This is a genomic window from Parageobacillus thermoglucosidasius, assembly GCF_001295365.1.
GTDB classification, from domain to species: domain Bacteria; phylum Bacillota; class Bacilli; order Bacillales; family Anoxybacillaceae; genus Parageobacillus; species Parageobacillus thermoglucosidasius.
Genome location: NZ_CP012712.1, coordinates 2,566,708 through 2,590,114 on the forward strand (window position 1 = coordinate 2,566,708; position 23,407 = coordinate 2,590,114).

Below are 23,407 nucleotides of genomic sequence, written 5' to 3' on the forward strand. Positions count from 1 at the left end.
ATCATTATGGCTATCCTTGTAACGACAAAGGGGTGAGTTGGTTGGAAGGAACATGGTTGTCTTTATTGCCGTTTCTTGTCATCATTCCGCTTGCGATTTGGCTGAAGGAGATTGTCCCTGGACTGATCATCGGATTGATCGTTGGCGCGTTTTGCTTGGAAAACGGAAACGTGCTTGCTGCGATGGAGCGGGCGGTAAACACACTGGTAAAAACAATGAATAATTTTGAACATATAAAAGTAGTTGCCTTTTTATATTTATTTGGCTCATTAATTGGCATGATTCAAATTGCCGGCGGGGTGAAAGGATTTGTGCAATGGATCGGCGGGCGCCTTCATTCGAAGCAAAGGCTATTGTTGTTTATATGGCTTACGGTTCCATTCACCTTTTTTATGCCGATGTTCCGCATTATGTTGCTTAGTCCTGTGATAAAATCCATTCTTGGAAAATTCCGCGTTGACCGGCGGAGAATAGCGTATATGATCGATGTATCAACAGAGCCGATTATCGTTCTTCTTCCCGCCGCGACGGCGTTTGCCGGATTTATGGAGTCGGTAGTTGCGGGAGCGCTCACACAAAATCAAATCAATGCGTCAGCTTACTCGCTGTTTTTAGCAAGCCTGCCATACAACTTTTTTGCAGTCATCGCGCTTGTTCTCGGATTAATGACAACATTTATGAACGTGCGGATTGGAAGCAAAGAAAGAAAACGGGAAAAAGAAACAACAAATCCGTTTCATCAACTGGGGCTGCGCAAAGAGCTGGCATTGGTAGCAGGGGAGCCGCTTCATTTGTTTTTTCCGCTTTTTCTTATGTTTGTGCTGACGTTTTTTTTCTTTTGGTACAGCGGGATGAAAAATGGAGCCGCCACTATGATCGATGCTTTTTCAAAAGCCGATGCGACGCTGGCGATGCTTATGGCATTGTTTGTTACCATCATCATAACGACGGTATTTTATCTCATCAGGCGGCAGCCGTTGCATGAATTAATTTACCATTTTTTTGACGGCGGAAATCAGCTGATGGCACCGATCGGAATGCTCCTTCTCGTTTGGGCGGTGTCGCTTGCCGCAGATGAATTAGGGTTTTCCGCATATGTTTCATCGACGCTAGGAACATGGCTTCCCAAAGAAGTCGTCCCCGCTGCCGTATTTGCTGCCGGTTCGTTTATTTCTTATTTTATCGGGACATCATGGGGAACGTGGGGGATTTTTATGCCGCTTGGCGTAACGTTAGCGGCGGCGACGGGAGCGCCGCTGCCAATGACGATTGGGGCGGTATTTGCAAGCGGAACATTCGGCGCTTTCGCCTCTCCGTTAGGTGATACAACAATTACAACTGCAGCGATGATGGATTTAAATTTAATGAGTTATGCAAAATATAAATTACGTATCTCATTATTGTGTGCCATATTAGCGACAGCTGCTTATTTAATCGCGCCAATCTTTTTCGCGTAACGCCATCGGATTACGATATCACTCCGATGCCGTTACGTTTTTATTTTGAGTTATTATATAAGATATTGGCTTTTGCTCCAGTTTTTTTTAATAAACAAAACTATGTGCTAAATAATCAAAATCAAAAAAAAATAATTGAATCAGCTAAAAGAAACCAATATAATAAAATCAACATACTAACTGGTTAGTTAAATAGTGAAGAGGGAGAGTATTATGGCCACTCATACAATGACCGTCAACATTCGTTTTTGTGAAACAGACGCGCTTGGGCATGTCAGCAATATAAGCTATTTTATTTATCTCGAAGAAGCTCGCGTTCGGTTATTTGAAGAATTGAGCTACGGGAGTGATGTAAAGGAATGGCGGTTTATCCTCGCTTCTGCAAAATGCGATTTCATTCATCAAGCGTATTTTGGACAAACATTAAAAATCGAAACGAATGTCTCGAAAATTGGCAATAAAAGTTTTCAACTTGTCCACCGAGTGTTAGACGCAAAAACGGGCACACTGATCGCCCTTGGCGAAGCGGCTGTCGTCTATTTCAATTTTGCGGCGCAGCAAAGTGAGCGTCTTCCCGATAATTTGCGGGAGCAGTTGCAACGCTATGTCCTTTCCGATTCCGAACAGGTGAAATAAAGCGGACTGCCATGAAGAACGTAATACTCCTACAAAATACATCCAAACCGAAATATAACAAAAAGCAGCTACCGAAAACAAAGGTAGCCATTTTTTTTACTTTCCAAATTCACTTCCAGAAATGGCGCAAAAAGCAACATAAATTCCCCTGAAAAAACGAAAACGTGATTTCCCGCTTCCCCAATATACTCCGCTGAATGAATTCCTCTCGGTTTGTATTGACCATTTTTCCGCTTTCCACATACTGTATGAGTAAAAGGCACAAGAAGGGGGGACAGCAATGGAAATTAAAGCAACCATCGGAGAAGCGACATTTACATGCCGTGGAGAATTGGAAGCCTATTTTCAACCGTTTCGTGAAGCAACGATCGGAACAAATCTGACGTTTTCCACCCCGTTTGGACAACAGCGAATGATTTATGCTGATTGGACAGCAAGCGGCCGTTTATATGCGCCGATTGAACGAAAAATAACCGAAGAACTTGGCCCGTTTATTGCCAATACACACACTGAATCGAATATAACGAGCACGAAAACGACATTGGCTTATCAATATGCAAAAGAATTGATTAAACGTCATGTCAATGCAGGGCGAAATGACGTTATCATCATGGAAGGGGCAGGGATGACAAGCGCGGTGAATAAACTGCAGCGGCTGCTTGGACTAAGAGTGCCAGAACAGTGGAAATCACGCCTGAAGCTGCCGGATGAAAAACGCCCTGTTATTTTTGTCACCCATATGGAGCATCATTCGAATTTATTATCGTGGGCGGAAACAATTGGCGAAGTTGTGACGATCCGCCCAACCGCAAACGGTGATGTTGATGTCAATCATTTGCAGGAATTATTGCGGACATATGCGCATCGCCCGCTGAAAATCGGCGCGTTTACCGCATGTTCAAATGTAACCGGCATTCAGACACCATACCATCAGCTAGCAAAAATCATGCATGAGCATGCAGGAATTTGCTTCGTCGACTTTGCCGCTTCCGCTCCATACGTCGCCATCAACATGCACCCTGATGATCCGCAAGAAAAATTGGACGGCATTTATTTTTCGCCGCATAAATTTTTAGGAGGACCAGGAAGCGCAGGTGTGCTTATTTTTGACGCGCGTCTTTATCAAAATCGTATCCCTGACCATCCGGGAGGAGGGACAGTCATATGGACAGATCCTTGGGGAAATTATCAATATATTGATGATATCGAAACACGGGAAGGCGGGGGAACACCGCCGGTTTTGCAAACAATTAAAGCGGCGCTTGCCATTCGATTAAAGGAAAAAATGGGGATTGAACGCATGCTGAAGCGGGAAAAAGAATTAACGGCACTTTTTTTATCGCAATTAAAGCAAATACCGCGCGTTCATATTTTAGAAGGCCACCGGGAAGACAGACTCGGCATTGTATCCTTTATTATTGAAGGAATGCATTACAATTTAGTTGTCAAGCTTTTGAACGACCGCTTTGGCATTCAAACGCGCGGCGGCTGTTCATGCGCCGGTCCGTACGGCCACTATTTGCTTGGAATTGACAAAGAACAATCGAAACAAATAATGACACAAGTGAAACAAGGAAACTTACTATCAAAACCGGGATGGGTCCGTATTTCACTTCATCCCATCATGACAAATGAAGACATATATCATATCATCCGGGCGATCCGCCATCTTGTGCGCCACGCAGAAAAGTGGAAGCAAGAATATATATATGATTACAAAAAAAATGAGTTTCATCATCGCAATGATGACCGCGACGTCCGCCATTTATTTACTCTTTAACATCATATTCTTTCCATCCCCGCTCCCCAACGTGTACAATAAAACCATAATGAAAAAAGAGGGGAGACATATGAACGATCTATACCATTTATTTCTCCGCACAGAGCGGGAGCAAAACTTATACGAGCGAGCGCGGCAGCTTGCTGATCAATTTCATAAGCGCGCTGAATGGTACGATGAACATGCGGAATTTCCGTTTGAGAATTTCAATGATTTAAAAGAAGCGCGCTTTCTTTCTCTAACTGTGCCTAAATCATATGGAGGCGAGGGTATTTCCCTTTATGAATTTTTGCTCATCCAAGAAACGATCGCCCAAGGGGATGGAGCGACAGCGCTATCACTTGGCTGGCACTTGAGCATTTTGCTAAGCCTTACAGAAACGAAAAAATGGCCGTCACCTGTGTTGGAACGAATTTGCCGTGAAGTGGTGGAAAAGCAAGTTTTATTAAACAGCGCCCAATCCGAAACAGCGACTGGCAGTCCGGCGCGCGGCGGAAAGCCGGAAACAACTGCGGAATACCGCAACGGCCGCTGGGTCATTTCCGGCCGAAAAACGTTCACTTCGCTAGCACCGGCGCTTGATTACTTTATCATATCAGCAACCATAAAAGAAACAGGAGAAGTCGGAAACTTTCTCATTCCGAAAACGGCAGCCGGTTTAAAAGTTGAAAAAACATGGAATACGCTTGGCATGAGAGCGACACGAAGTGATGATGTTATTTTAGAAAATGTGGAAGTAGAAGAAGAAGCGCTTGTCGAAATGCTGGATTCACTAAAAGCAAAAAGGCAGGCCCAAGGCTGGCTTTTACATATTCCCGCTTGTTATTTAGGAATCGCCATTGCCGCACGCAATGAGGCAATCGCATTCGCAAAAACATATCAGCCAAACAGTCTTTCCCATCCGATTGCCGAAGTGCCGGAAGTGCGGCGAAAAATCGCGCAAATGGATATACATTTGATGGCAGCCCGGCATTTTATGTATTCGATCGCCGATCAATGGGACCGCTATCCGGAGAAACGGGCAGAAATGAAAGAAGAATTAGCAACGGTTAAATATATCGCCACGAATGCCGCTGTCAACATCGTCGATTTGGCAATGCGCATCGTCGGCGGGCAAAGTTTATTTGCCGCGAACCCGTTGCAGCGGTATTATCGCGATATCCGCGCCGGATTGCATAATCCGCCGTCCGACGACATTACTGTTTCAATCGTGGCGGACCGCGCCTTAAATGTAAAGTAAAAGAGCAGTCAGAACGACTGCTCTTTCTTTACTGTTCAAGCGCTTTTTTCAAAAACTGCGGAAGTTGGAAGCATTGTTTGACGACTCCTTCATTAACGTATTTCGTATCCGGCGGAATCGTCAAAGTCTCTGGAAGAGAAAGCGGTTTTGTTGAGCCGATAGTAAAGCTCCATAATCCGCCCGGATATGTTGGCACAGTGGCGGTATAAACTTGAACATGCGGAAATAATTCACGAATGTTTGTATATGTTTGCCGCAAAATGTCCAAATGGAAAATCGGCGACTGGCTTTGGCAAACCATTAGCCCGTCCTCTTTTAAAGCGCGGCGGACATTGGCGTAAAAGTCGCGGGAAAAGAGCGCCTCCGCTGGCCCGACAGGATCGGATGAATCAATAATAATCACATCATACTCGTTTTCGCGCTCTTTCACGAAAGCAACCCCGTCATCATAAATAAATTGCACTCGCGGATCGGATAAATTTCCCGATACTTCTTGCAAATGTGCTTTACACGAAAGCACTACTTTTTCATCGATTTCAACCATGTGAATTTCTTCGATGTGCTTATATTTCGCTACTTCTCTTGCTGCGCCACAATCCCCGCCTCCGATAATAAGCACTTTTTTCGCCGACGGACGGAATTGCAGCGGTACATGGGAAATCATTTCATTATAAATATGGCCGTCGATGGATGTTGTTTGCACAACTCCGTCGAGGACGAGCATGCGTCCGAAATCGTAAGAATCCAAAATCATGACATGTTGGAAATCGGATTGTTCGGAGAAAATAATGTCTTTAATACGGTAACTGATTTTTAAGTTTTCGCGGTCATCTTCTGTCAGCCAGAGTTCACCGTTTTCAACTTTTAAGTAAGGTGGTAATGAATCGTGTACGTGCTTCATTGCGACCTCCTTTGAATCCTGCTTGTTTTCTCACACCTTTCTAATATTAATATATTTTACGAAATGTGACAAATCCTGCGTGAAGCTAAATGGATTCCACACGCACAGCAGCGGTTGCCTTTTTGATTGCAACCGCTATTTTTGCACATGTGATGCTTGCATATGATCGTTTTTTTTGGAGAAAATCGCCTGTAAGCTTTGTTTATTCGCAAGCAAGTCAGACAACGCATAGGCATCCAGCACGCGCAAAAACGCTTCTAACGCCTCGTGCAATACGCTCTTTAACTGGCAGACAGGAGTCAAAACGCAATGATTGCCGTGGCTGGCGAAACATTCAACAAGCGACAAGTTTTCTTCCGTTTTGCGGACGACAGCACCGATATTAATCTCTTCCGGCTGCTTGGCAAGCCGGATGCCCCCGTTCCGCCCCCGTATCGTTTCAATATAGCCTAATTTTCCAAGTTCATACACGATTTTGCTTAAATGGTTTTCCGAAATCGAAAACGTTTGGGAAATTTCTTTAATGTTTGTTTTTTCACCAGGTTCAAGCGCCCCTAAAAAGAGAAGCACGCGCAAAGCGTATTCCGTATAGTTTGTCAGTTGCATTTGTTTCACACCTTTAAACGCGGATTTCAATACGATTTTATCATACCAATGCGGCAAAAAAAATGTGAACGATTTGTTAAAGATGTATTTAAAATATTGCTTTTTAAAACGCCGCTATGTTTCAATAAAGCTGTATTTAAAATACATGTTTTGGAGGATAAAAGCAATGGGAACAACAACATCGTTAAGCCAAAAAACAATAGGCATTATAAAGTCGACCGTGCCAGTGCTTGAAAAACATGGTGAACAAATCACGAAACAGTTTTATCAATCAATGTTGACCAGCCATCCAGAACTGCTTAATATTTTTAACCATGCCAACCAAAAACAAGGCCGCCAGCAAAAAGCGCTTGCGGCAGCAGTTTACGCTGCGGCAAAACATATCGATCATTTAGAAACCATTTTGCCTGCTGTCCAGCAAATTGCCCATAAGCACCGAAGCTTAGGAATCAAACCAGAGCATTACCCGATTGTCGGCAAATATTTGCTGCTTGCGATCAAAGATGTGCTTCAAGAGGCCGCGACAGACGAAATCATCAACGCATGGGCGGAAGCATATGAGGTAATCGCGGATGTATTTATAAAAATGGAAGCGCAATTGTATGAAGAAGCCGCATCCAAATGTGGGGGCTGGAAAGATTTCCGCCGCTTCATTGTTCAGAAAAAAGTGAAAGAAAGCGATGTCATCACATCATTTTATTTCATTCCTGAAGACGGCGGGGAAATCAGCGAATATTTGCCAGGGCAATATGTCAGTGTCAAAGTGTCCATTCCAGGGGAAAAATATACCCATATTCGCCAATACAGCTTATCCGATGCGCCAGGAAAAGGTTATTACCGCATTAGCGTGAAAAGGGAAGCAGCAACGGCGGACAAACCGGCCGGGATTGTTTCTAACTATTTACATGATCATGTTCAAGAAGGGGATATACTTGAATTAAGCGCACCAGCTGGTGTTTTCACACTCAATCTGACAAAAGAAACACCGGTCGTGCTCATCAGCGGTGGCGTGGGCATTACGCCGCTCTTCAGCATGGCCAGTACCGTTGTTTCGCGCCAGCCTAATCGCCAAACAACGTTTATTCATGCAGCGATCAATGGAAACGTCCATGCGTTCGATCAAGAGTTGCGCCGCTTGGCGGAACATCCAGCATTTTCGTACCACGTTTGTTATCAGTCACCTTCTGCGGAAGACCGCAAGCACCCTTATTTTGGAAAAGAAGGATTTATTGATTTGCCTTGGATGCAAACAGTGATTCCAGCCAAAGAGGCAGATTTTTATTTCTGTGGGCCGCTTCCATTTATGAAAACTGTCTACCATTCCCTTAAAGAATGGGGCGTTGCCGATGAAAATATCCATTATGAATTTTTCGGGCCAGCCGGTGATTTAACGAAGTAATCAATAATTTATGAAAGGCACCTTTTCGTTTGGAGAAAGGTGCCTTGTTTTGCTATGATTAATAAGTAAGAAGGAGGGAAGAAACTGATGGGATACGAATTAGCGACATTTGCTGGCGGCTGTTTTTGGTGCATGGTTTCACCGTTTGAAGAGCAGCCGGGAATTATCCGTATCATATCTGGATATACAGGCGGCCATAAAGAAAACCCGACATATGAAGAAGTATGCTCAAAAACGACGGGACATTACGAAGCAGTGCAAATTACGTTTGATCCCGACGTGTTTCCATATGAAAAACTGCTTGACATCTACTGGCGGCAAATTGATCCGACTGATGACGGCGGACAGTTTTACGATCGCGGTCCGCAATATCGCACAGCGATTTTTTACCATAACGAAAAACAACGCCTTCTCGCGGAAAAATCAAAACAAGAGCTCGAAGAAAGCGGCCGTTTCTCCAAACCGATCGTGACGAAAATCCTGCCGGCATCCACATTTTATCCAGCGGAGGAATACCACCAAGATTATCATAAGAAAAATCCGCTCCGCTATAAATTGTACCGGATCGGTTCAGGACGCGATGCGTTTTTGAAAGAGCATTGGCGTGATCCTGAATGGGAAGCCGATGCTGCGAAAAAAAATTGACTCCTCATTGGCGGAAGACGATGCGGCAACTCAATAAAAAACGGTTGGCATTCCGACCGTTTTTTTATATGATGAAGGTTAAATAAATATACATACAGGGGGAAATAGTCTATGCAAACATTCCGCGAACATCGCTGGCAGTCGTTTCTGCAAAACTATGAAGACCGGGCGCGTTTATTAATTTCATGCCCGGACAAACCGGGGATTGTAGCGGCAGTAACATCCTTTTTATATGAACAAGGCGCAAATATCGTGGAATCCAGCCAATATTCCACCGATCCTGAAGGAGGCACCTTTTTCTTAAGAATCGAATTTGATTGCCCGAATATCGCAGCGCGAAAGCAAGAAATCGAATCTGCTTTTCGGCCGATTGCCGAGTCGTTTCATATGAATTGGCGCCTCCGCTTACATAACGATGTCAAACGAATCGCGATATTTGTCTCCAAAGCAGAACATTGTTTGCTTGAGTTATTATGGCAGTGGCAGGCCGGCGAGTTGATCGCCGATATTGCCCTTGTCATCAGCAATCATGAATATCTTAAAAGCACAGTGGAATCGGTCGGCATTCCATATTTCTATATTCCAGTTACAAAAGAAACAAAAGCGGAAGCCGAGCAAAAACAAATCCAATTGCTTAAACAATATAATGTTGACACGATTGTGCTCGCCCGTTACATGCAAATTTTATCACCATCATTTGTCGCTGAATTTCCAGGAAGAATCATTAACATCCACCATTCGTTTTTACCGGCATTTGTCGGGGCAAGACCATACGAAAGGGCATATGAACGCGGCGTGAAACTCATTGGCGCGACATCGCATTACGTCACCGACGATTTGGATGAGGGACCGATTATCGAGCAAGACGTCGCCCGCGTTGACCACCGCCACCATCCCGATGACTTAAAACGGATGGGGCGGATTATCGAAAAAACAGTGCTTGCCCGCGCGCTCAAATGGCATTTAGAAGACCGTGTCATCATCCATGAAAACAAAACAATTGTCTTTTATTAAATTTAAATATGGGCAAAAAGGGGGCGGACGCGCCTCCTTCTTCATTGAAACTTAGTAAATCCATGTTCAAAATAAAGAATAAGAAGGATTTCCAAACAACAAGTGGAATTAGTTATAATGAAGAAAAAGGAAGAAAGAAGGGAGATGCATGGGCGAAAAAAGAACGCCAAGTGGTTTTCTATTAAAACAGCGTGCGTTTTTAAAATTATATTTAATCACATTGACGGAACAAGAACGTTTATACGGGTTAAAAATATTGGATTTGCTGCGCCAAGAATTCAAGCCGTACGGCTACCGCCCGAACCATTCGGAAGTGTATAAAGCGCTGCATGACCTCATTGAAGACGGGATCTTGCAACAAGTGAAACGAAAAAAAGAAGGCATGAAATACCAAGAAGTCGTCTATTACCGTTTTGCCGATGGCGGGTATGAAAAAGCAAAGCGGTACAAACGGCAATTAAAAGCGGAATTGGATCGTTGCGCCGCGCTGATTCGCAAGGCGATTGAAGATAATTTCAGCTGACGGGGAGCAATATCAGCGAGGGTGGCTCTCCGTTTTTTCTCACCTTTTATTTTACATAATAATTTTATAGTAAATATGTATCTTTTTTGCGCGAAAACAGGACATTTAGTAGAATAGTAACCGTAACGCCAAAAAAGAAAGGACGACAACGGGTGAAACTACCAGAGAAAATTGAACAAATGATCCAATACCGCAACCAGCTATTTTCTAATGATGAAGATGCCTATCTTATCGGAAAAGGCGGTTATACCGCTCCTGACGAGTCGATTATATATGATGCGATCATTGCGCTTGCGCTCGGAAAAAACGTCTTGCTAAAAGGGCCGACAGGGGCCGGAAAAACGAAATTAGCAGAGACGCTGTCATCCATATTCGGCCAGCCGATGCATAGTGTGAACTGCTCCGTTGATTTAGATGCAGAAGCGCTGCTTGGTTTTAAAACGATCCAAAACCGTGGCGGAAAAGCGGAAATCGAGTTTGTTCCGGGCCCTGTCATTCAAGCAATGACAAAAGGGCATCTGTTATATATTGACGAAATCAACATGGCAAAGCCAGAAACATTGCCAATTTTAAACGGTGTCCTCGACTATCGCAAAATGATCACCAACCCATTTACCGGCGAAGTCGTTAAAGCGAAAGAAACGTTTGGTGTCATCGCCGCCATCAACGAAGGGTATGTTGGCACTGTGCCGCTCAATGAGGCGTTAAAAAACCGTTTTGTTGTCATCGATGTTCCATATATTCAAGGAGATACATTAAAATCCGTGCTGCTTGCGCAAACGGCATTAACGGATGAAATGCTTATTGACCGCTTTGTCACATTATCCGCTGATTTAATTACACAAGTGAAAAACGGACAGATTTCCGAAGAAGCCGCTTCGATTCGGGCGCTTATCGATACGTGCGATTTAGCCGTATATTTGCCGCCGCTTCGCGCTATTCAGCGCGGAATTATCGAAAAGCTGGAAGATGATCGAGAAAAAGCGGCGGTGCGCAACATCGCGGAAACGTTGTTCGAAGAATGAGGGATGAAAATAATGGAACGGTTTATCCAATTTAACGATAAAAAGATTGATTCCTTTTTGTTTATGCAGCTTTCTGATCTGGCGAAAACGCTGGCAAAACATAGCGATTGGGAAATCGAGTTTGGCTTTCAGTCCTATGTTGATTTTCTTAACCGAAAATTATATGTCAGCCACTTTTGGGATAACCGGCCAAAGGAAGAAAAAGAAAACGGCCTAAAAAGCGATGTCTGTTTGCGGGCAGTCGGAACGCTCTTCCATACTGATTTTTCCGAAGTCACTGCATTTCTCGGCAATATCCAAAATATCTCAATCCCCAATTTTGCCAAACAGTTATTTGTACTAGCCGAAGATTTGCGCCTTGAAGAGATTTGCAAAAAAGAACGGCCTGGCACAAAAAAATGGTTTCACATCCGCCGCGATGTATACCGCCGCTATTTTCAAAGCCAAGCGAACGCCAATTTGACAAGAAGCGTGTATACCGATGCGTTGTTTTCTGTTGTCTATTTATTATTAACATCCGACTCACCGCTGGAGGACATCCCAGCTATTCACGAGCCAATTGACCGGATGATGCCTTGGCTTCGCCAAACGCTTCCTCAGTTTTTTGACGCTGCTTCAACAAAAGAAGTGGCCCATATCACGCTAAAGATTGCTGAAGCGCTTGATGATGTCTTAACCAATGATATGTTAAACACGTATTTCTATTTGCCAGAACAAAGTTATCACAACGCGGAAAAAACAGGATTGACGCTGAAAGATTTAAAACGAACCGACCCGCTCAATAACTGCGACATTTTAGATAAAGAAAAAGACGGGGATGAAGATGTCCATGAGCAAGAATTGCCGACATGGCATCGGGAAACGAGCAACATGACGAAAAGTTTCTTGCGTTTCGAATTAGAGCAAGGCTCGCGGACCGATTTACTAGGAGAAGGGGAGCGTGAAGGCGAAGATGGGGATCAAGCGCTTGCGATTGTGCAAGGTTCCGCGCGAAAATCGCACCGGAACGACTATAGGAAACAAAGTGCCTATGAACAAAAACGGGAACGCAAGCAAGCAGGCAGAGGGGAGCGTTACGGAAAGGCGAATCGGCATGCGGAAGCGATTTTTCTTCTTCCCGCTTCTCCTTCACCCCAACACATTGCTCAATATGAACAAAAGAAAGCAGATATTTTGTCATACCAAAAGAAATTAAAACAGATGATCGAAAAAACGTTGGAGCACCAAAAAACACTTCCACGGACGGATTTACATTTTGGCCGGCTGCACAAAAAGCTGCTTCGCCTATGGACAGATGAGCAGCCGCGCCTTTTTAACAAAAAACATCAGCCGTCTTCCCGCATTGATGCTGTCTTTACGCTGTTAGTCGATTGCTCAGCGTCAATGTATGATAAGATGGAGGAAACGAAACGAGGCGTTATTCTGTTCCATGAAGCGTTAAAAGCATTGTTGGTGCCCCATCAAATCGTTGGATTTTGGGAAGATCCAAACGAGGCAACAGAAACGAAACAGCCGAATTATTTTCAAACAGTGATTTCGTTTGCACAATCACGGAAAAAAGAAAGCGGCCCAGCAATCATGCAGCTGGAGGCGCAAGAAGATAACCGCGACGGATTTGCGATCCGCGTCATGACGGAGCAGCTTCTTAAGCGGCCGGAAAAGCAAAAATTTTTATTAGTTTTTTCCGACGGGGAGCCAGCGGCGCTTGGTTATGAACAAAACGGCATCATTGATACACATGAGGCAGTATTAGAGGCGCGCAAACATCATATCGAAGTGATTAACGTCTTTTTGGCCAATGGGGAAATTGACGAAGGGCAAAGGGAGACAGTGCAAAATATTTATGGAAAACATAGCATCGTTGTTCCAAGCGTCGAACAGCTTCCAGATTTTCTCTTCCCGCTATTAAAAAAACTATTGTATAAAAGTTTATAAAAAAAGGATGGATTGGCAATGATCAAATTGTTTACGGATAGTGATTTAGACGGAATCGGGTGCGGATTATTAGCGAAAATTGCGTTTGAACAAGTAAATATATCTTTTTGCTCCTACCGCAATTTGGATGAACGAGTGAAACAATTTATAGAAGAGGAGCAGCATAACGAAGCAAGCATTTTTATTACCGATTTGGCAGTCGGCGAAGAAGTGGAAAAAAAGCTGGCGGAATGGTTTGAAGCGGGAAAGCGCGTTCAAGTCATCGATCATCACGTCACCGCCCTCCATTTCAACAAGTATCCGTGGGGGTGGGTGCAGCCGGCGGATGAACAGGGCAAAAAAACATGCGCAACTTCGCTGTTTTACGAATATTTAATCCGCAAGCAAAAACTTGAACGAAACGAAACGCTTGATGAATTTGTTGAACTTGTCCGCCAGTACGATACATGGGAATGGGAAGAAACGGGCAACATGCGCGCAAAGCGGCTGAATGATTTGCTGACGATTTTCGGCTTGGACGAATTTTGGGATCGCATGAGTGAACGGTTAACAGCAGGCGGTCCCTTTACGTTAACAGAAACAGAAGAGCTTATTTTGGATATGGAAGAAAAGAAAATCCAGCGCTACATCCGCATGAAGCAAAAACAGCTTGTCCAGCGCTGGTTTGGCGATTACTGTGTCGGCATCGTTTTTGCGGAACGGCATATGTCGGAATTGGGGAATGCCTTATCCAAGCGCTGTCCGCATTTGGATTTCATCGCAATGGTGAATCTTGGCACAAAACATATTGGGTTTCGGACCATTCACGATACTGTGAATGTCGCGGAATTTGCGAAACAGTTTGGCGGAGGTGGCCATCCAAAAGCTTCCGGATGTTTTGTCGACGAAACAACGTTTCCGCTCTTCGTGGTAGACGTTTTCCCGCTGCCGCCGGTATATCATGATGCAGAACAGAACCAGCTTAACACGAAAAATCAAAAAGAAGGGTTCTTTTTCACCAACAATCAAGGACAGTGGTTTTTCTTTATTCCAAACAATGAAAATTGGCTTGTTTATTATGAAGAAAAAGAACAGAATTTTTCCAGCCAAGAAGAAGCGGAACGATTTATCAAACGCCAGTTCGCAGCAGGATTGGCAGATGACCAAGCGGTGATCGATTACTTGCAACAACAGTTATCCATCGAAAAAGAAACGATTGCAAACGAGTATGTAAATGCCTTGCAACAATACAAGCTGCAAAACCGATACCAAAAATAGGTGTCGGTTTTGACATTTTTGCATCACTTTTATCATACTATATCAAACTGATAAGCAATTGTTGATTATTTAAGAACAATAGTTTGCAGAAAATGTTAACATAATTGTAACAGTTTAAATGTTTAATTGACACAGATTTATATTATAATTGAAAGTGGGGAGGTGAAAAATATGAAACAGTATGTTTTTGCTTTTTACACAGACCAGACGAAACCAGTTGTTTGGGAAGAAACCATTTTGGCGTCTGGGATGATGGAAGCCTTTTCAAAAGTGAAGGCGCTTATGAAAAAATACAAACGGGAGAAAGGTGTACCAATCCGTGTTCAATACAAAGGCGTTTTATACCGTTACACAGACATTGCGTAACAAACATGGAAGGATGGTACGATGTGTTTCTTCATAACGTATTATAATTGGTAACATGCAGCGGTTCGCCAATATCAAAGCAGCCGCTGCATGTTTTATTTATTTACTTTATTTCCCAGTCGTCAAAAAGTGAACAGAGGTTGCAGCAAGCAAGCCTGGCAATATAACATAACGTATGCTAACAAAAAAACAGTTAATTTGTAATTTAATTCATCAATCATACATAAAAAATGAACTGGAAATAAGATTTTCGGAGATCAAAACAAACTGCTTGTTATACCGTAATTTTTGTTTATAATTAAAAATTACATTTTGAAATACATAAATAAATCTGACTCAAATTGAATTATCATTTTTTATTTTTTGTCTCAATATATCTAGTTTACTTTAATTTTGAAACATTGTTTTTAAAACTTCCTATAATTTATATTATGTAAACTAACCAAATTCCCCGAAATTTGAGGGTTTCTTCCCTCAAGTGCCCATAAAATCAATTATCCGGAACTTGTTAACCTAAGTTCCTCATAATTTTTTGTGTCTACGAATTATCATTTTTTAAACGAATTATCATTATTTTTTACCGATTATCATCGGTCGTTGATTATCAGCTGGAGGTGTTTTTATGTTGTTTCGACAAGCCATTGATGAATTTCTTTTGTATTTGCAAATTGAAAAAAACTACTCACTTATGCTTATAATTTGAGATGTTTCGAGAACTTCTTAGTTCAACATGGTTATTCTGTACAACTTAATGACATTACAAAAACGCATGTTCGCTACTTCATCCAGCATCAAATTACAAAAGAAAATGTCAAGCCTCGAACGATCTATCGGAGAATTTCTTGCTTGAAATCGTTCAGTAAATACTGTGTCAAAGAAAATCTAATCGACAACGATTTTATGATCGGAATTGATACTCCTAAAACGGATAGTAAATTACCGACTTATATGTCTTTGTCTGAACTACGAAAGCTATTTCATTTTTTGGAGCAAGACAATAGCCGAATGGCGATGCGAAACCATCTTCTATTTAAACTGTTAGCCACTACGGGTATGCGAAGATCTGAAATTGTTGAACTAACTTGGGAACAAATTGATTTATCTAACAACACGATACGTATTTATGGGAAAGGAAAAAAAGAGCGCTTGCTTCCCCTTCATCCTATGGTTGTCCCTTTAATAAAAAGCTATATGGAAAGTTTAGAGGAATATCAGCTCCACCCTTCCCAACCGGTATTTTTAAATAAAAACGGCAAAAAATTGAACCCGCGTGGTTTACATAAGATATTTAAGGAAATCTTACAAAAAGCAGGTCTGCCACCTCAACGATTCTCACTCCATCATTTGCGGCATACGTTTGCTACCTTGTTGATACAAGAAAATAAAGAAAATGTTGATTTGCGTACCATACAAGAACTACTCGGTCATGAAAGTTTAGTCACGACGCAAGTATATACGCATGTTGACTTTGAGCAAAAGAAAAAAGCGATTCAAACATTTAACATATTTTGAAACCTGCTTAGTACGGAAATAACTACCCTAGCCGGGTAGTTATTTCCCCATGTGAATATGAGTTGGCGGATACAAAGGCACTGAATGCGTGAGATCGTATGGCATTGGGTTCATTCCATGAGTTTGCTGATAAGGCATTGGAGCATGTGCAAAATACCCCTGCTGCGCCATCACAATCTGATTATAAAGTTCTGGTGCTTTAAATGTGAAATAATCAGAATAATTATTCCCTGATTCCTTAAGTATTTTTTGCTGTAATGCTGTAAATGCATACTTTACGAGATGTTCTTTAAACAGATTGATGTAATTTTTGTTTTTCAATTGATTCCTAAATACATTAGGAATTTCATCATAAATTTCTTCTAAGTTTAAAGTAATATTATAATTCGACTCAAGTTCCATCGCAGTTTCAAAAAGAGTTTCGATTATTACTTGAGCCGCTCGAATTTCTTTAATATACTTTGCATCGCTTAAAATGTAATGTTGAAGAGCGCCTAACTCATATCTGGAATGGCCAAGCAGAAAGCGTATAGCATCATCTGAGACCCCCATTTCATGAAACAAAGTAGAAAGAGTGTATCTGAGTCCATGTGGCGTGAAATGTTTCTCGGTTTTATGAACTATTTTTTCCCCTTTTCTTTTTCTCTTCCCTTTTGTCTGACCTCTATCCTCTGGATTTTTGTATTCTACTTTTATCCACCCAAGATGCTCGCATACCTTATTAATCACATAATTCATTTGCTTGTTAATCAGCGGTTTTCTTCTTAAACCATACAACAGCGCATCATCTGGTTTCATATGTTCTATGTATTGGACGAGTAATTGCATCAGTTTAGGTGGTAATGGAATAAAGAAATCTTTGTTTTTGCTGTTCGGTGAATTGTCAGTGTGTTTATCCCCTTCTTCTTCTAGATATTGGTCAAGAAGTTTATCTTCTTTTACTCGATCTTTTTTTGGATCAAACTCATAAACTAGCCCGTTCATAGTAGTAGAAACTGAACGAACTGTTAGTTTTTCGAGCGATGTGACTCTGAGAGCAGTAAACATATCTATTAGGATTGGAACTAATACATTAACACCATTTTCTTGCAACTCAAACGCAGCTTTATAAACTTGATATAATTCGGTGATATTTAATGCTCTCGAATGATGTTTTTGTTTATTAGAATCTGTGATTTTTAATGCTGCGAATGGATTTCCGTTAATAACTCCAAGTCGGTTATAATGCGTAAACATAGATTGCATCGTTGCTTGATTTTGTTTTATCGTTTTCGGACTATAGCCTTGTTTTCGTTGATCATTTTCCCATATTTTCACGAATTCATAATCGATATTCTCAAGCACTGGATCTAATCCTTGGTTTAACATATATTCTGACATGTAAATTACATTTTTTCGATAGGCACGTCTAGTATTTTTTGACCAAAACTGGCTTTTTTCGTATTCATTAAAAGCCTCAATTAAAGTAGATTTAGCTGAAATATTTGTTTTGCCCATGATCTGTTTACCTCCGTATAAAAATAATTTAGCTTGAAATGCAAAAAACCCCAAGCTAAACACCGCTACTTGTTGCACGCGTACATACACAAGTAGCGCTGTATAGCATGGGGTTTTCCCTTGTTGGTATATTAATTTTAATATTTTAAGATTTATTAGTATATTATCAGATTAAGATAAAAAGTCAATAACTTTTTGCAAATTTTTATAAATTATTTTCTTCTTGTAAATATTTTTGTAAATACTCTGGGACAGATAATGTATCTAACGCTCGTTTAATTAAAGCATCAATGAGCCAATCCTGCTGAACGTTCAATAATAACTTTTGCAAAGCTTTTACCTGAGCCCAAATTGCCTTGGAAGGCTTATATAATTTTGCTTTTTCTCTTTCAGCATTCATAAATTCACGAACCTCAAAGAAAAGCTGTTCTAAATCTGACTTACCCACTGCTTCTGATTTTGCCTCCCGTTTTCTATAGACATTATATATTCTGTCACTTAGCCGTTTGTTCAGTGCTTTGTCAGAATTGGCGATATACATCCCATCTTTATTTTGGGTAATTCCAGCGTTACTTAGTTTGTTTTCTAAATCTGTGAGTCGAATTCCGCTTTTCGCTGAAATCTCCTGTTTTGTGATCCCTTTGTTTAATGCATCAAGTACGTCTTTTATAAGCATGTCTTTTGTTATGTTTAACTTTTCGTTTGGTTTTTCCATGGTTAATCATTAAATTCTCCTTTCTGAAATATTGAATGGATATTAATTTTAAAACATTATATCTTTACCTTTTTCATATTTTAACATTAGTGCAGAATTAATTTAGAATTAGCTAAGAATTATTTTTAATTGTACCTGCGCTAATCTTTAATTACGATTAATTAGTCGAGATAATTAGACTAATCTAATTTATTAACTAGACTAACCTAATTTATCAATTAAATTAATCTGGTTTGCCAATTAGATTAATCTAATTTACCATTTAGATTAGTTTAATTTACTATTTAGATTAGTTTAATTTACTATTTTAGTTTAGAATGAATATGGTGCTCATAGATATAGATGATTCTCATAGGTACAATTGGGTATCTTCTAGATATACCCAATTGTACCTATGAATCAATTCATAGGTCTGTATTGTAACAATTCAGTACTATCAAGGGGTTTCCGGTCCAAAAAATGAGCCTCCATGTCGACTACTATATTCTATAAGACCTGTTTTTTGCTGATTTATAAGCTCGAATTTTTCAATCAAAAATAGGCTCTTAATACGTAAAAGGAAAAGCCCCTAGATCGTTAAACGCTAGGAGCTTTTGAGTGATTTATTTGCATGAACTACAGAATTCTGAGCGTTTTTTCTAATTGTATCTCTTCTTTTATCTCATTATTCTTCACAACATAAATAAAAACAGAATTATCGATACCAACATAGTCTTCATAGTTGATATTTCTTAATAAATCTGAAAGAGAATTTGTAACAATGATAAATCTTGTTTCCTCGTTTGTACTTTCACTTGTAAAATCAATAAGCCCAAACGCTTTCTGTTGTCGGATATTTAATCTGCCGTTCCTATACTCATATTCCTTTACAAGATCAACAACATCATCAGGGATGACTCGACCGTTATTTTCCTCTAAAGGTTCTAGTCGAAGTTGAGCAATCCTCTTAATTGGCTGCAACTGAATACTACGCTCCCGCTCAATCTCATCTAATCGTTCACGACTGCGCTCTTCTAAGTCTTCAATTTGACTATATATTTGATTAATAAGAGCACTATTTCGATTATCAAAGTTATTTAGCTGATATTGGCGAAGGCGTTCATGAAGTGTGTTCATCTGTTCTTCAAAAGATTTCCGCAAATAGGCGCTTTTTTTATTTACATAATCATCTCGTTTCATTTGTACTTCATGCAATATTTTCCTAGCTTGCATGATGGCTTCACGTTTAAATGACGGGTCTTCTGGAATGTTTATTTCAACAATTTGAAAATCACCGCTAAATAAAAGATAGGGATCGATATTTACCCATTCACCAGATGTGCGTTTACCAATCAGTATTAACTGCTGCTCAAGTTCTCTTCCTGTGCCATCAACAATAGTTACTTGATTTATTTCAATAGCAAGTGGTTCACTTACAGAAGCTCTTACGCGACAAACCGGGATGGAAACTTGTTGAACTTCTCCCGCTCCCAGTTCTAATGACAATTTGTATAAAGGGTGGTCATTTTGTAATAATGTAATTTCTTCTGTCTCACGATGCGATTTTAAAGCAAAACGTATCGATTCATCCGTCTTAATAAAAATACGCTGTTTTTTTGCTAATTCACGTATATTTTTCGGGAAACGATCAATCCTTACTGTTGATTGGTCATTAGAAATATGTAAACGAATTCTTGTATTTTCAAATTGTTTAATCGCAAATTCACCATATACTCTCATCGGAAGGCTATTAATCGAAAGTTCTTGGTATGCGCGACGCATCCCCGGTAAATCGAAACTAGTTTCGTCCATCCGTTCTTGCTGTGCTAACGCAAGTAAACGTTGATGTTCTTCTGATAATGTTTTTTCCATTCTTGCAATAATTTCATCTAAATTTTCACGTCCACTAATCGCTTCTTCCATCAAATGAGCTAGATCTACTCCCTGTTCTTCAAGAATTTCTCCGATGAAGTCGTATACAGAGTCTTGTCCTAAGTCATTACGCATCTGTTCCATTTTTTCAAGTAACCGAATCAATACATCCCCTTCACGTGTATTAGAGGCAACTAAGTTAAAAATAAACACTTCATTTTTTTGACCGATGCGGTGAATCCGTCCCATCCGTTGCTCTAATCGGTTAGGATTCCAAGGAATATCATAATTTATCATTTGATTACAAAATTGCAAGTTAATTGATTCACCACCAGCATCAGTCGCAAGCATAATTTGTACGTCATTACGAAACTTTTCTACTTCAGCACGTCGTTGCTCCATTGAAAAGTGTCCAACAATTTTTGCGACTTCCGGAACATGGGCAAGCAGTTTCCGCTCCAAGTAGTAAAGCGTATCTTTCGATTCAGTAAAAATTAAAATCTTTTCCCCTTTAGCCAGAAGGCCATTTGGATTGAATAATGTGCGTTCAAGTTCTGTATATTTTCGTTCTACGTCTTTCTGACGAATTATATTTGCTTTATAAATTAAGCGGTTCAATACGTCAATTTCTTGTTGCAATTCATGAGGATCAAATGTTTCAACCGCTCCTTCTAATTGGAGTTCTAATTCTTCCTGTTCCTCCGCTGCCATGTCAATATAATCATCTATGTCAATTTCTTGATATGATTGTTGACTATATAATAGCTTTTCAAGTCGCTCTTTTCGTCGAACAAGCGAAAGATAAATCGCCTCCACTGAAGAACTTAAACGACGTTGCAAAACCATCATTGCAAAGGCAACATTTTGGTTATTGTTTTGTTTAGCACGGTTAAAATGTTCTCGTACATATGCTGTTACTTCGTCATAAAGCTGTTGTTCTTCCTCGCTTAAATCGAAGGTAATTGTTTTCGTTGTCCGTTTTGGAAAGAGAGGCGTGCCGTCAAAATTCACCATCGACTCTTTCAAGCGGCGAATAACGAATGGGTTACTTTTTTCATACATAGATTCTCCGCTGTTTAAATGGGAAAAAATATCGTGGTCAATTAAACTCATTAGATGTCGAAAGTTTTCTTTGTCCCCTTTATGTGGAGTTGCTGTTAGCAATAGACAATGCTCTGTATGACGAAGCAAAGCTTCACCAAGTTGATACATTTTAGTTCTTTGAACTTTTCGTTTTTTCACCCCACGTGTATATGCAGCCATCTTATGAGCCTCGTCGACAATGACGAGATCAAAACTTGTTTTTAAAATGAGTGATTTCACATCTTCTCTTGCAGCCCAGTAAATAGAAGTGATAATTTTATCGTGTGCTTCGAATGGATTTATATCTCCAGAAGAATTTAAAAGATTACGATTTACAATAACGAATTCTTCACCAAATTTCTCATATAATTCTTCTTGCCATTGTTTTAAAACAAGCGGTGGTACTAATATAAGAATACGTTCTATACTTTTTCTTGCTAATAATTCACGAATGAGCATTCCCGACATGATTGTTTTACCTGCACCGGGATCGTCTGCTAACAAATAACGAACTCTAGGAGATTGCAGCATTCGACTATAAACCGCTTCAATTTGATGTGGGAGCGGGATAATCTTTTTATTTCCACGTGCTCTTGATTGTGAATATTTCTCTTCGGCTTTCAGCACATAATACTGCAAATAGTGTTGCAGGCGGTTTGGATTAAAATAAGCCTCTTCTTGCTGTAGACGCTCAAGTTGCTCAAGTTGATACTGCTCTAAATAGCGGTCGTAATACCTATTTGTTTGTCGTCCGATTGATTCCACCAAATAAAGTCCGTCATCAATTTGTTCACAATGTTTAATTTCAACAATTTCAGGCCAAAAAGGCCCTTTAATTATTTCGCCATTTTTAAGCACGTTATTCCTCTCCTTAACAACCGAAAACAATATTACGTTAATACTAAGCTCAAATTTGTTTAATAGAGTAACTTCCGAAGGCTAGTGGATTATTTATTTCGTATACTGAATTAAAAAAATCTCTAGAGTTATAGTAATATATCTTTTTATTGCTAAAGTAAGAATTAATTCTTTCCTTTATGGATTCTTTTTGTTCAATTTCATAGATACCATACGCTATTACTTCGATATTGGATTGTTTAATTGCTTCTATTATATGGTAATCAGTTTTTTCGTTCAAACTGTGTCCAAAAATAGTTAAATGTCCTGATAAATTACTCAATGCATCATAGCAAAATCTTAAATATTTATTCGCTTCTATCTGTTCCAGTTTTCTTTGCCAGTTACCTTCTGACACATATAGAGGAAAGTTATTGTTATTGATAGATTCCACAATTGCATTTATAAGATAATTATGTTTCTTTTTTGTCACTTTCTCGATTTCATTATCTTTATTTACAAATAAATGCAATCCCCCATGTAAATAATATAATTTCAGAATATTTTTATCTACTTTGCTCCTTGAAAAATGCACATAATCTTTGTCCCCTCTCCCAAAAAAGTCAGTTACGTTCGGATTAACTTTTAGTTGCTCTATATATAACCAGTAGGAAATTAAATCGTAATTAGTAGTGAATATACTTTGTTTAAAAGTTCGAATAGTGTAATTACGACTTAATTTTAATGCAATCTCTGTATCAAAATTATCTTTATGGACTTTCAAAATAGATTGAATTAAATGTTTTTTAATCCGTTTATAACTTTCTTTTAGAACCTCACTATCTATACCAAATATTTGATTGATATTTTGAGCTTTAATAAGGCTTTCTAGTACATATTCAAAATTTTTTGTTTTAAATAGTTCGAATAACATTTTATCTTTTTCTTCCATGAACTTCTCTTCAATTTCATACAAAGATTGATAATTAAAATCCCTCCAAATTGCAACCGAAAAACCGTTTCCGATCAAAAGGTGATCTGTCTGTATTTTTTGTTCGTCGTATAGTTGTTTATAGCTAGGAAGTGACATAGTAATTTCCCCTTTTTGTGTTGTATATATTTCTTAAA

General features: G+C 40.0%; 19 protein-coding genes and 1 pseudogene. 14 read left to right on the top strand and 6 right to left on the bottom strand.

Translation table 11 applies throughout. The features are described 5' to 3' along the window. Window positions 1-41 precede the first annotated feature (41 nt). From AOT13_RS12585 to AOT13_RS12605, 4 genes are all read left to right on the top strand, one after another. Window positions 42-1,457 (top strand): Na+/H+ antiporter NhaC family protein, encoded by a 1,416-nt coding sequence (locus AOT13_RS12585; protein WP_041269359.1) that lies wholly within the window; start codon window positions 42-44, stop codon window positions 1,455-1,457. A gap of 213 nt (window positions 1,458-1,670) precedes the next feature. Beyond that, window positions 1,671-2,093, top strand: coding sequence for an acyl-CoA thioesterase (locus AOT13_RS12590; protein ID WP_013400875.1), 423 nt, complete (start codon window positions 1,671-1,673; stop codon window positions 2,091-2,093). Window positions 2,094-2,373: 280 nt separating this feature from the next. Continuing rightward, window positions 2,374-3,873, top strand: a complete 1,500-nt coding sequence (locus AOT13_RS12600; protein WP_013400874.1) for an aminotransferase class V-fold PLP-dependent enzyme — start codon at window positions 2,374-2,376, stop codon at window positions 3,871-3,873. A 70-nt stretch (window positions 3,874-3,943) separates the two neighbouring features. Continuing rightward, a complete protein-coding gene (locus AOT13_RS12605) occupies window positions 3,944-5,113 on the top strand; it encodes an acyl-CoA dehydrogenase family protein (protein ID WP_003250573.1) in 1,170 nt (389 codons plus the stop codon). 28 nt (window positions 5,114-5,141) lie between these two features. On the opposite strand, the gene speE is transcribed toward AOT13_RS12605, so the two are convergent. Together speE and AOT13_RS12615 are read right to left on the bottom strand one after the other, a co-directional pair. After that, on the bottom strand, window positions 5,142-6,014 hold the full coding sequence (speE, locus tag AOT13_RS12610) for a polyamine aminopropyltransferase (protein WP_013400873.1): 873 nt from the start codon (window positions 6,012-6,014) through the stop codon (window positions 5,142-5,144). A 135-nt stretch (window positions 6,015-6,149) separates the two neighbouring features. Then, window positions 6,150-6,620, bottom strand: coding sequence for an Rrf2 family transcriptional regulator (locus AOT13_RS12615; protein ID WP_003250570.1), 471 nt, complete (start codon window positions 6,618-6,620; stop codon window positions 6,150-6,152). Window positions 6,621-6,786: 166 nt separating this feature from the next. Here AOT13_RS12615 and hmpA point away from each other — a divergent pair, with 166 nt between their 5' ends. The 10 genes and pseudogenes from hmpA (at window position 6,787) to AOT13_RS12660 (ending at window position 16,296) form a co-directional block, all read left to right on the top strand. Next, window positions 6,787-8,019 carry an NO-inducible flavohemoprotein gene (gene hmpA, locus AOT13_RS12620; RefSeq protein WP_042385339.1) on the top strand — a complete coding sequence of 411 codons (1,233 nt, stop codon included), beginning with the start codon at window positions 6,787-6,789 and terminating at the stop codon, window positions 8,017-8,019. An 87-nt stretch (window positions 8,020-8,106) separates the two neighbouring features. Then, window positions 8,107-8,664 (top strand): peptide-methionine (S)-S-oxide reductase MsrA, encoded by a 558-nt coding sequence (msrA, locus tag AOT13_RS12625; protein ID WP_013400871.1) that lies wholly within the window; start codon window positions 8,107-8,109, stop codon window positions 8,662-8,664. 111 nt (window positions 8,665-8,775) lie between these two features. Beyond that, window positions 8,776-9,678: a formyltetrahydrofolate deformylase gene (purU, locus tag AOT13_RS12630; RefSeq protein ID WP_003250564.1), complete on the top strand. Its 903-nt coding sequence runs from the start codon at window positions 8,776-8,778 to the stop codon at window positions 9,676-9,678. Between the two features lie 148 nt (window positions 9,679-9,826). Further along, a complete protein-coding gene (locus AOT13_RS12635; RefSeq protein ID WP_003250562.1) occupies window positions 9,827-10,201 on the top strand; it encodes a replication termination protein in 375 nt (124 codons plus the stop codon). Window positions 10,202-10,380: 179 nt separating this feature from the next. Then, window positions 10,381-11,226 (top strand): ATP-binding protein, encoded by an 846-nt coding sequence (locus AOT13_RS12640; protein WP_230457123.1) that lies wholly within the window; start codon window positions 10,381-10,383, stop codon window positions 11,224-11,226. 12 nt (window positions 11,227-11,238) lie between these two features. Continuing rightward, on the top strand, window positions 11,239-13,161 hold the full coding sequence (locus AOT13_RS12645; RefSeq protein ID WP_003250558.1) for a vWA domain-containing protein: 1,923 nt from the start codon (window positions 11,239-11,241) through the stop codon (window positions 13,159-13,161). 18 nt (window positions 13,162-13,179) lie between these two features. Beyond that, the gene (locus AOT13_RS12650; RefSeq protein ID WP_003250556.1) at window positions 13,180-14,418 is read left to right on the top strand and encodes a DHH family phosphoesterase; all 1,239 of its coding nucleotides are present in this window, start codon (window positions 13,180-13,182) and stop codon (window positions 14,416-14,418) included. A gap of 171 nt (window positions 14,419-14,589) precedes the next feature. Then, window positions 14,590-14,784, top strand: coding sequence for a hypothetical protein (locus AOT13_RS12655; RefSeq protein WP_035502033.1), 195 nt, complete (start codon window positions 14,590-14,592; stop codon window positions 14,782-14,784). Between the two features lie 699 nt (window positions 14,785-15,483). After that, window positions 15,484-15,624, top strand: a pseudogene (locus AOT13_RS21080) (tyrosine-type recombinase/integrase); the annotation flags it as partial. 6 nt (window positions 15,625-15,630) lie between these two features. Further along, window positions 15,631-16,296 (top strand): tyrosine-type recombinase/integrase, encoded by a 666-nt coding sequence (locus AOT13_RS12660; RefSeq protein WP_232511599.1) that lies wholly within the window; start codon window positions 15,631-15,633, stop codon window positions 16,294-16,296. Window positions 16,297-16,335: 39 nt separating this feature from the next. Here the strand turns inward: AOT13_RS12660 and AOT13_RS12665 are convergent, their stop codons facing one another. The 4 genes from AOT13_RS12665 to AOT13_RS12680 form a co-directional block, all read right to left on the bottom strand. Further along, complete coding sequence (locus AOT13_RS12665) at window positions 16,336-17,793, bottom strand: tyrosine-type recombinase/integrase (RefSeq protein WP_042385342.1); 1,458 nt, start codon at window positions 17,791-17,793, stop codon at window positions 16,336-16,338. 205 nt (window positions 17,794-17,998) lie between these two features. After that, window positions 17,999-18,508, bottom strand: coding sequence for a hypothetical protein (locus AOT13_RS12670; protein ID WP_042385345.1), 510 nt, complete (start codon window positions 18,506-18,508; stop codon window positions 17,999-18,001). A gap of 615 nt (window positions 18,509-19,123) precedes the next feature. Next, on the bottom strand, window positions 19,124-22,300 hold the full coding sequence (locus AOT13_RS12675) for a DEAD/DEAH box helicase (protein ID WP_042385347.1): 3,177 nt from the start codon (window positions 22,298-22,300) through the stop codon (window positions 19,124-19,126). Window positions 22,301-22,349: 49 nt separating this feature from the next. Beyond that, the gene (locus tag AOT13_RS12680; RefSeq protein WP_042385349.1) at window positions 22,350-23,369 is read right to left on the bottom strand and encodes a DUF4917 family protein; all 1,020 of its coding nucleotides are present in this window, start codon (window positions 23,367-23,369) and stop codon (window positions 22,350-22,352) included. Window positions 23,370-23,407 lie beyond the last annotated feature (38 nt).

Bases quoted from the DNA above. Each gene is read 5' to 3' on its own strand.
- AOT13_RS12590 (WP_013400875.1), top strand. From the start codon at position 1,671: ATGGCCACTCATACAATGACCGTCAACATTCGTTTTTGTGAAACAGAC.
- AOT13_RS12600 (WP_013400874.1), top strand. From the start codon at position 2,374: ATGGAAATTAAAGCAACCATCGGAGAAGCGACATTTACATGCCGTGGA.
- AOT13_RS12605 (WP_003250573.1), top strand. From the start codon at position 3,944: ATGAACGATCTATACCATTTATTTCTCCGCACAGAGCGGGAGCAAAAC.
- speE (WP_013400873.1), bottom strand. From the start codon at position 6,014: ATGAAGCACGTACACGATTCATTACCACCTTACTTAAAAGTTGAAAAC.
- AOT13_RS12615 (WP_003250570.1), bottom strand. From the start codon at position 6,620: ATGCAACTGACAAACTATACGGAATACGCTTTGCGCGTGCTTCTCTTT.
- hmpA (WP_042385339.1), top strand. From the start codon at position 6,787: ATGGGAACAACAACATCGTTAAGCCAAAAAACAATAGGCATTATAAAG.
- msrA (WP_013400871.1), top strand. From the start codon at position 8,107: ATGGGATACGAATTAGCGACATTTGCTGGCGGCTGTTTTTGGTGCATG.
- purU (WP_003250564.1), top strand. From the start codon at position 8,776: ATGCAAACATTCCGCGAACATCGCTGGCAGTCGTTTCTGCAAAACTAT.
- AOT13_RS12635 (WP_003250562.1), top strand. From the start codon at position 9,827: ATGGGCGAAAAAAGAACGCCAAGTGGTTTTCTATTAAAACAGCGTGCG.
- AOT13_RS12640 (WP_230457123.1), top strand. From the start codon at position 10,381: ATGATCCAATACCGCAACCAGCTATTTTCTAATGATGAAGATGCCTAT.
- AOT13_RS12645 (WP_003250558.1), top strand. From the start codon at position 11,239: ATGGAACGGTTTATCCAATTTAACGATAAAAAGATTGATTCCTTTTTG.
- AOT13_RS12650 (WP_003250556.1), top strand. From the start codon at position 13,180: ATGATCAAATTGTTTACGGATAGTGATTTAGACGGAATCGGGTGCGGA.
- AOT13_RS12655 (WP_035502033.1), top strand. From the start codon at position 14,590: ATGAAACAGTATGTTTTTGCTTTTTACACAGACCAGACGAAACCAGTT.
- AOT13_RS12665 (WP_042385342.1), bottom strand. From the start codon at position 17,793: ATGGGCAAAACAAATATTTCAGCTAAATCTACTTTAATTGAGGCTTTT.
- AOT13_RS12670 (WP_042385345.1), bottom strand. From the start codon at position 18,508: ATGGAAAAACCAAACGAAAAGTTAAACATAACAAAAGACATGCTTATA.
- AOT13_RS12680 (WP_042385349.1), bottom strand. From the start codon at position 23,369: ATGTCACTTCCTAGCTATAAACAACTATACGACGAACAAAAAATACAG.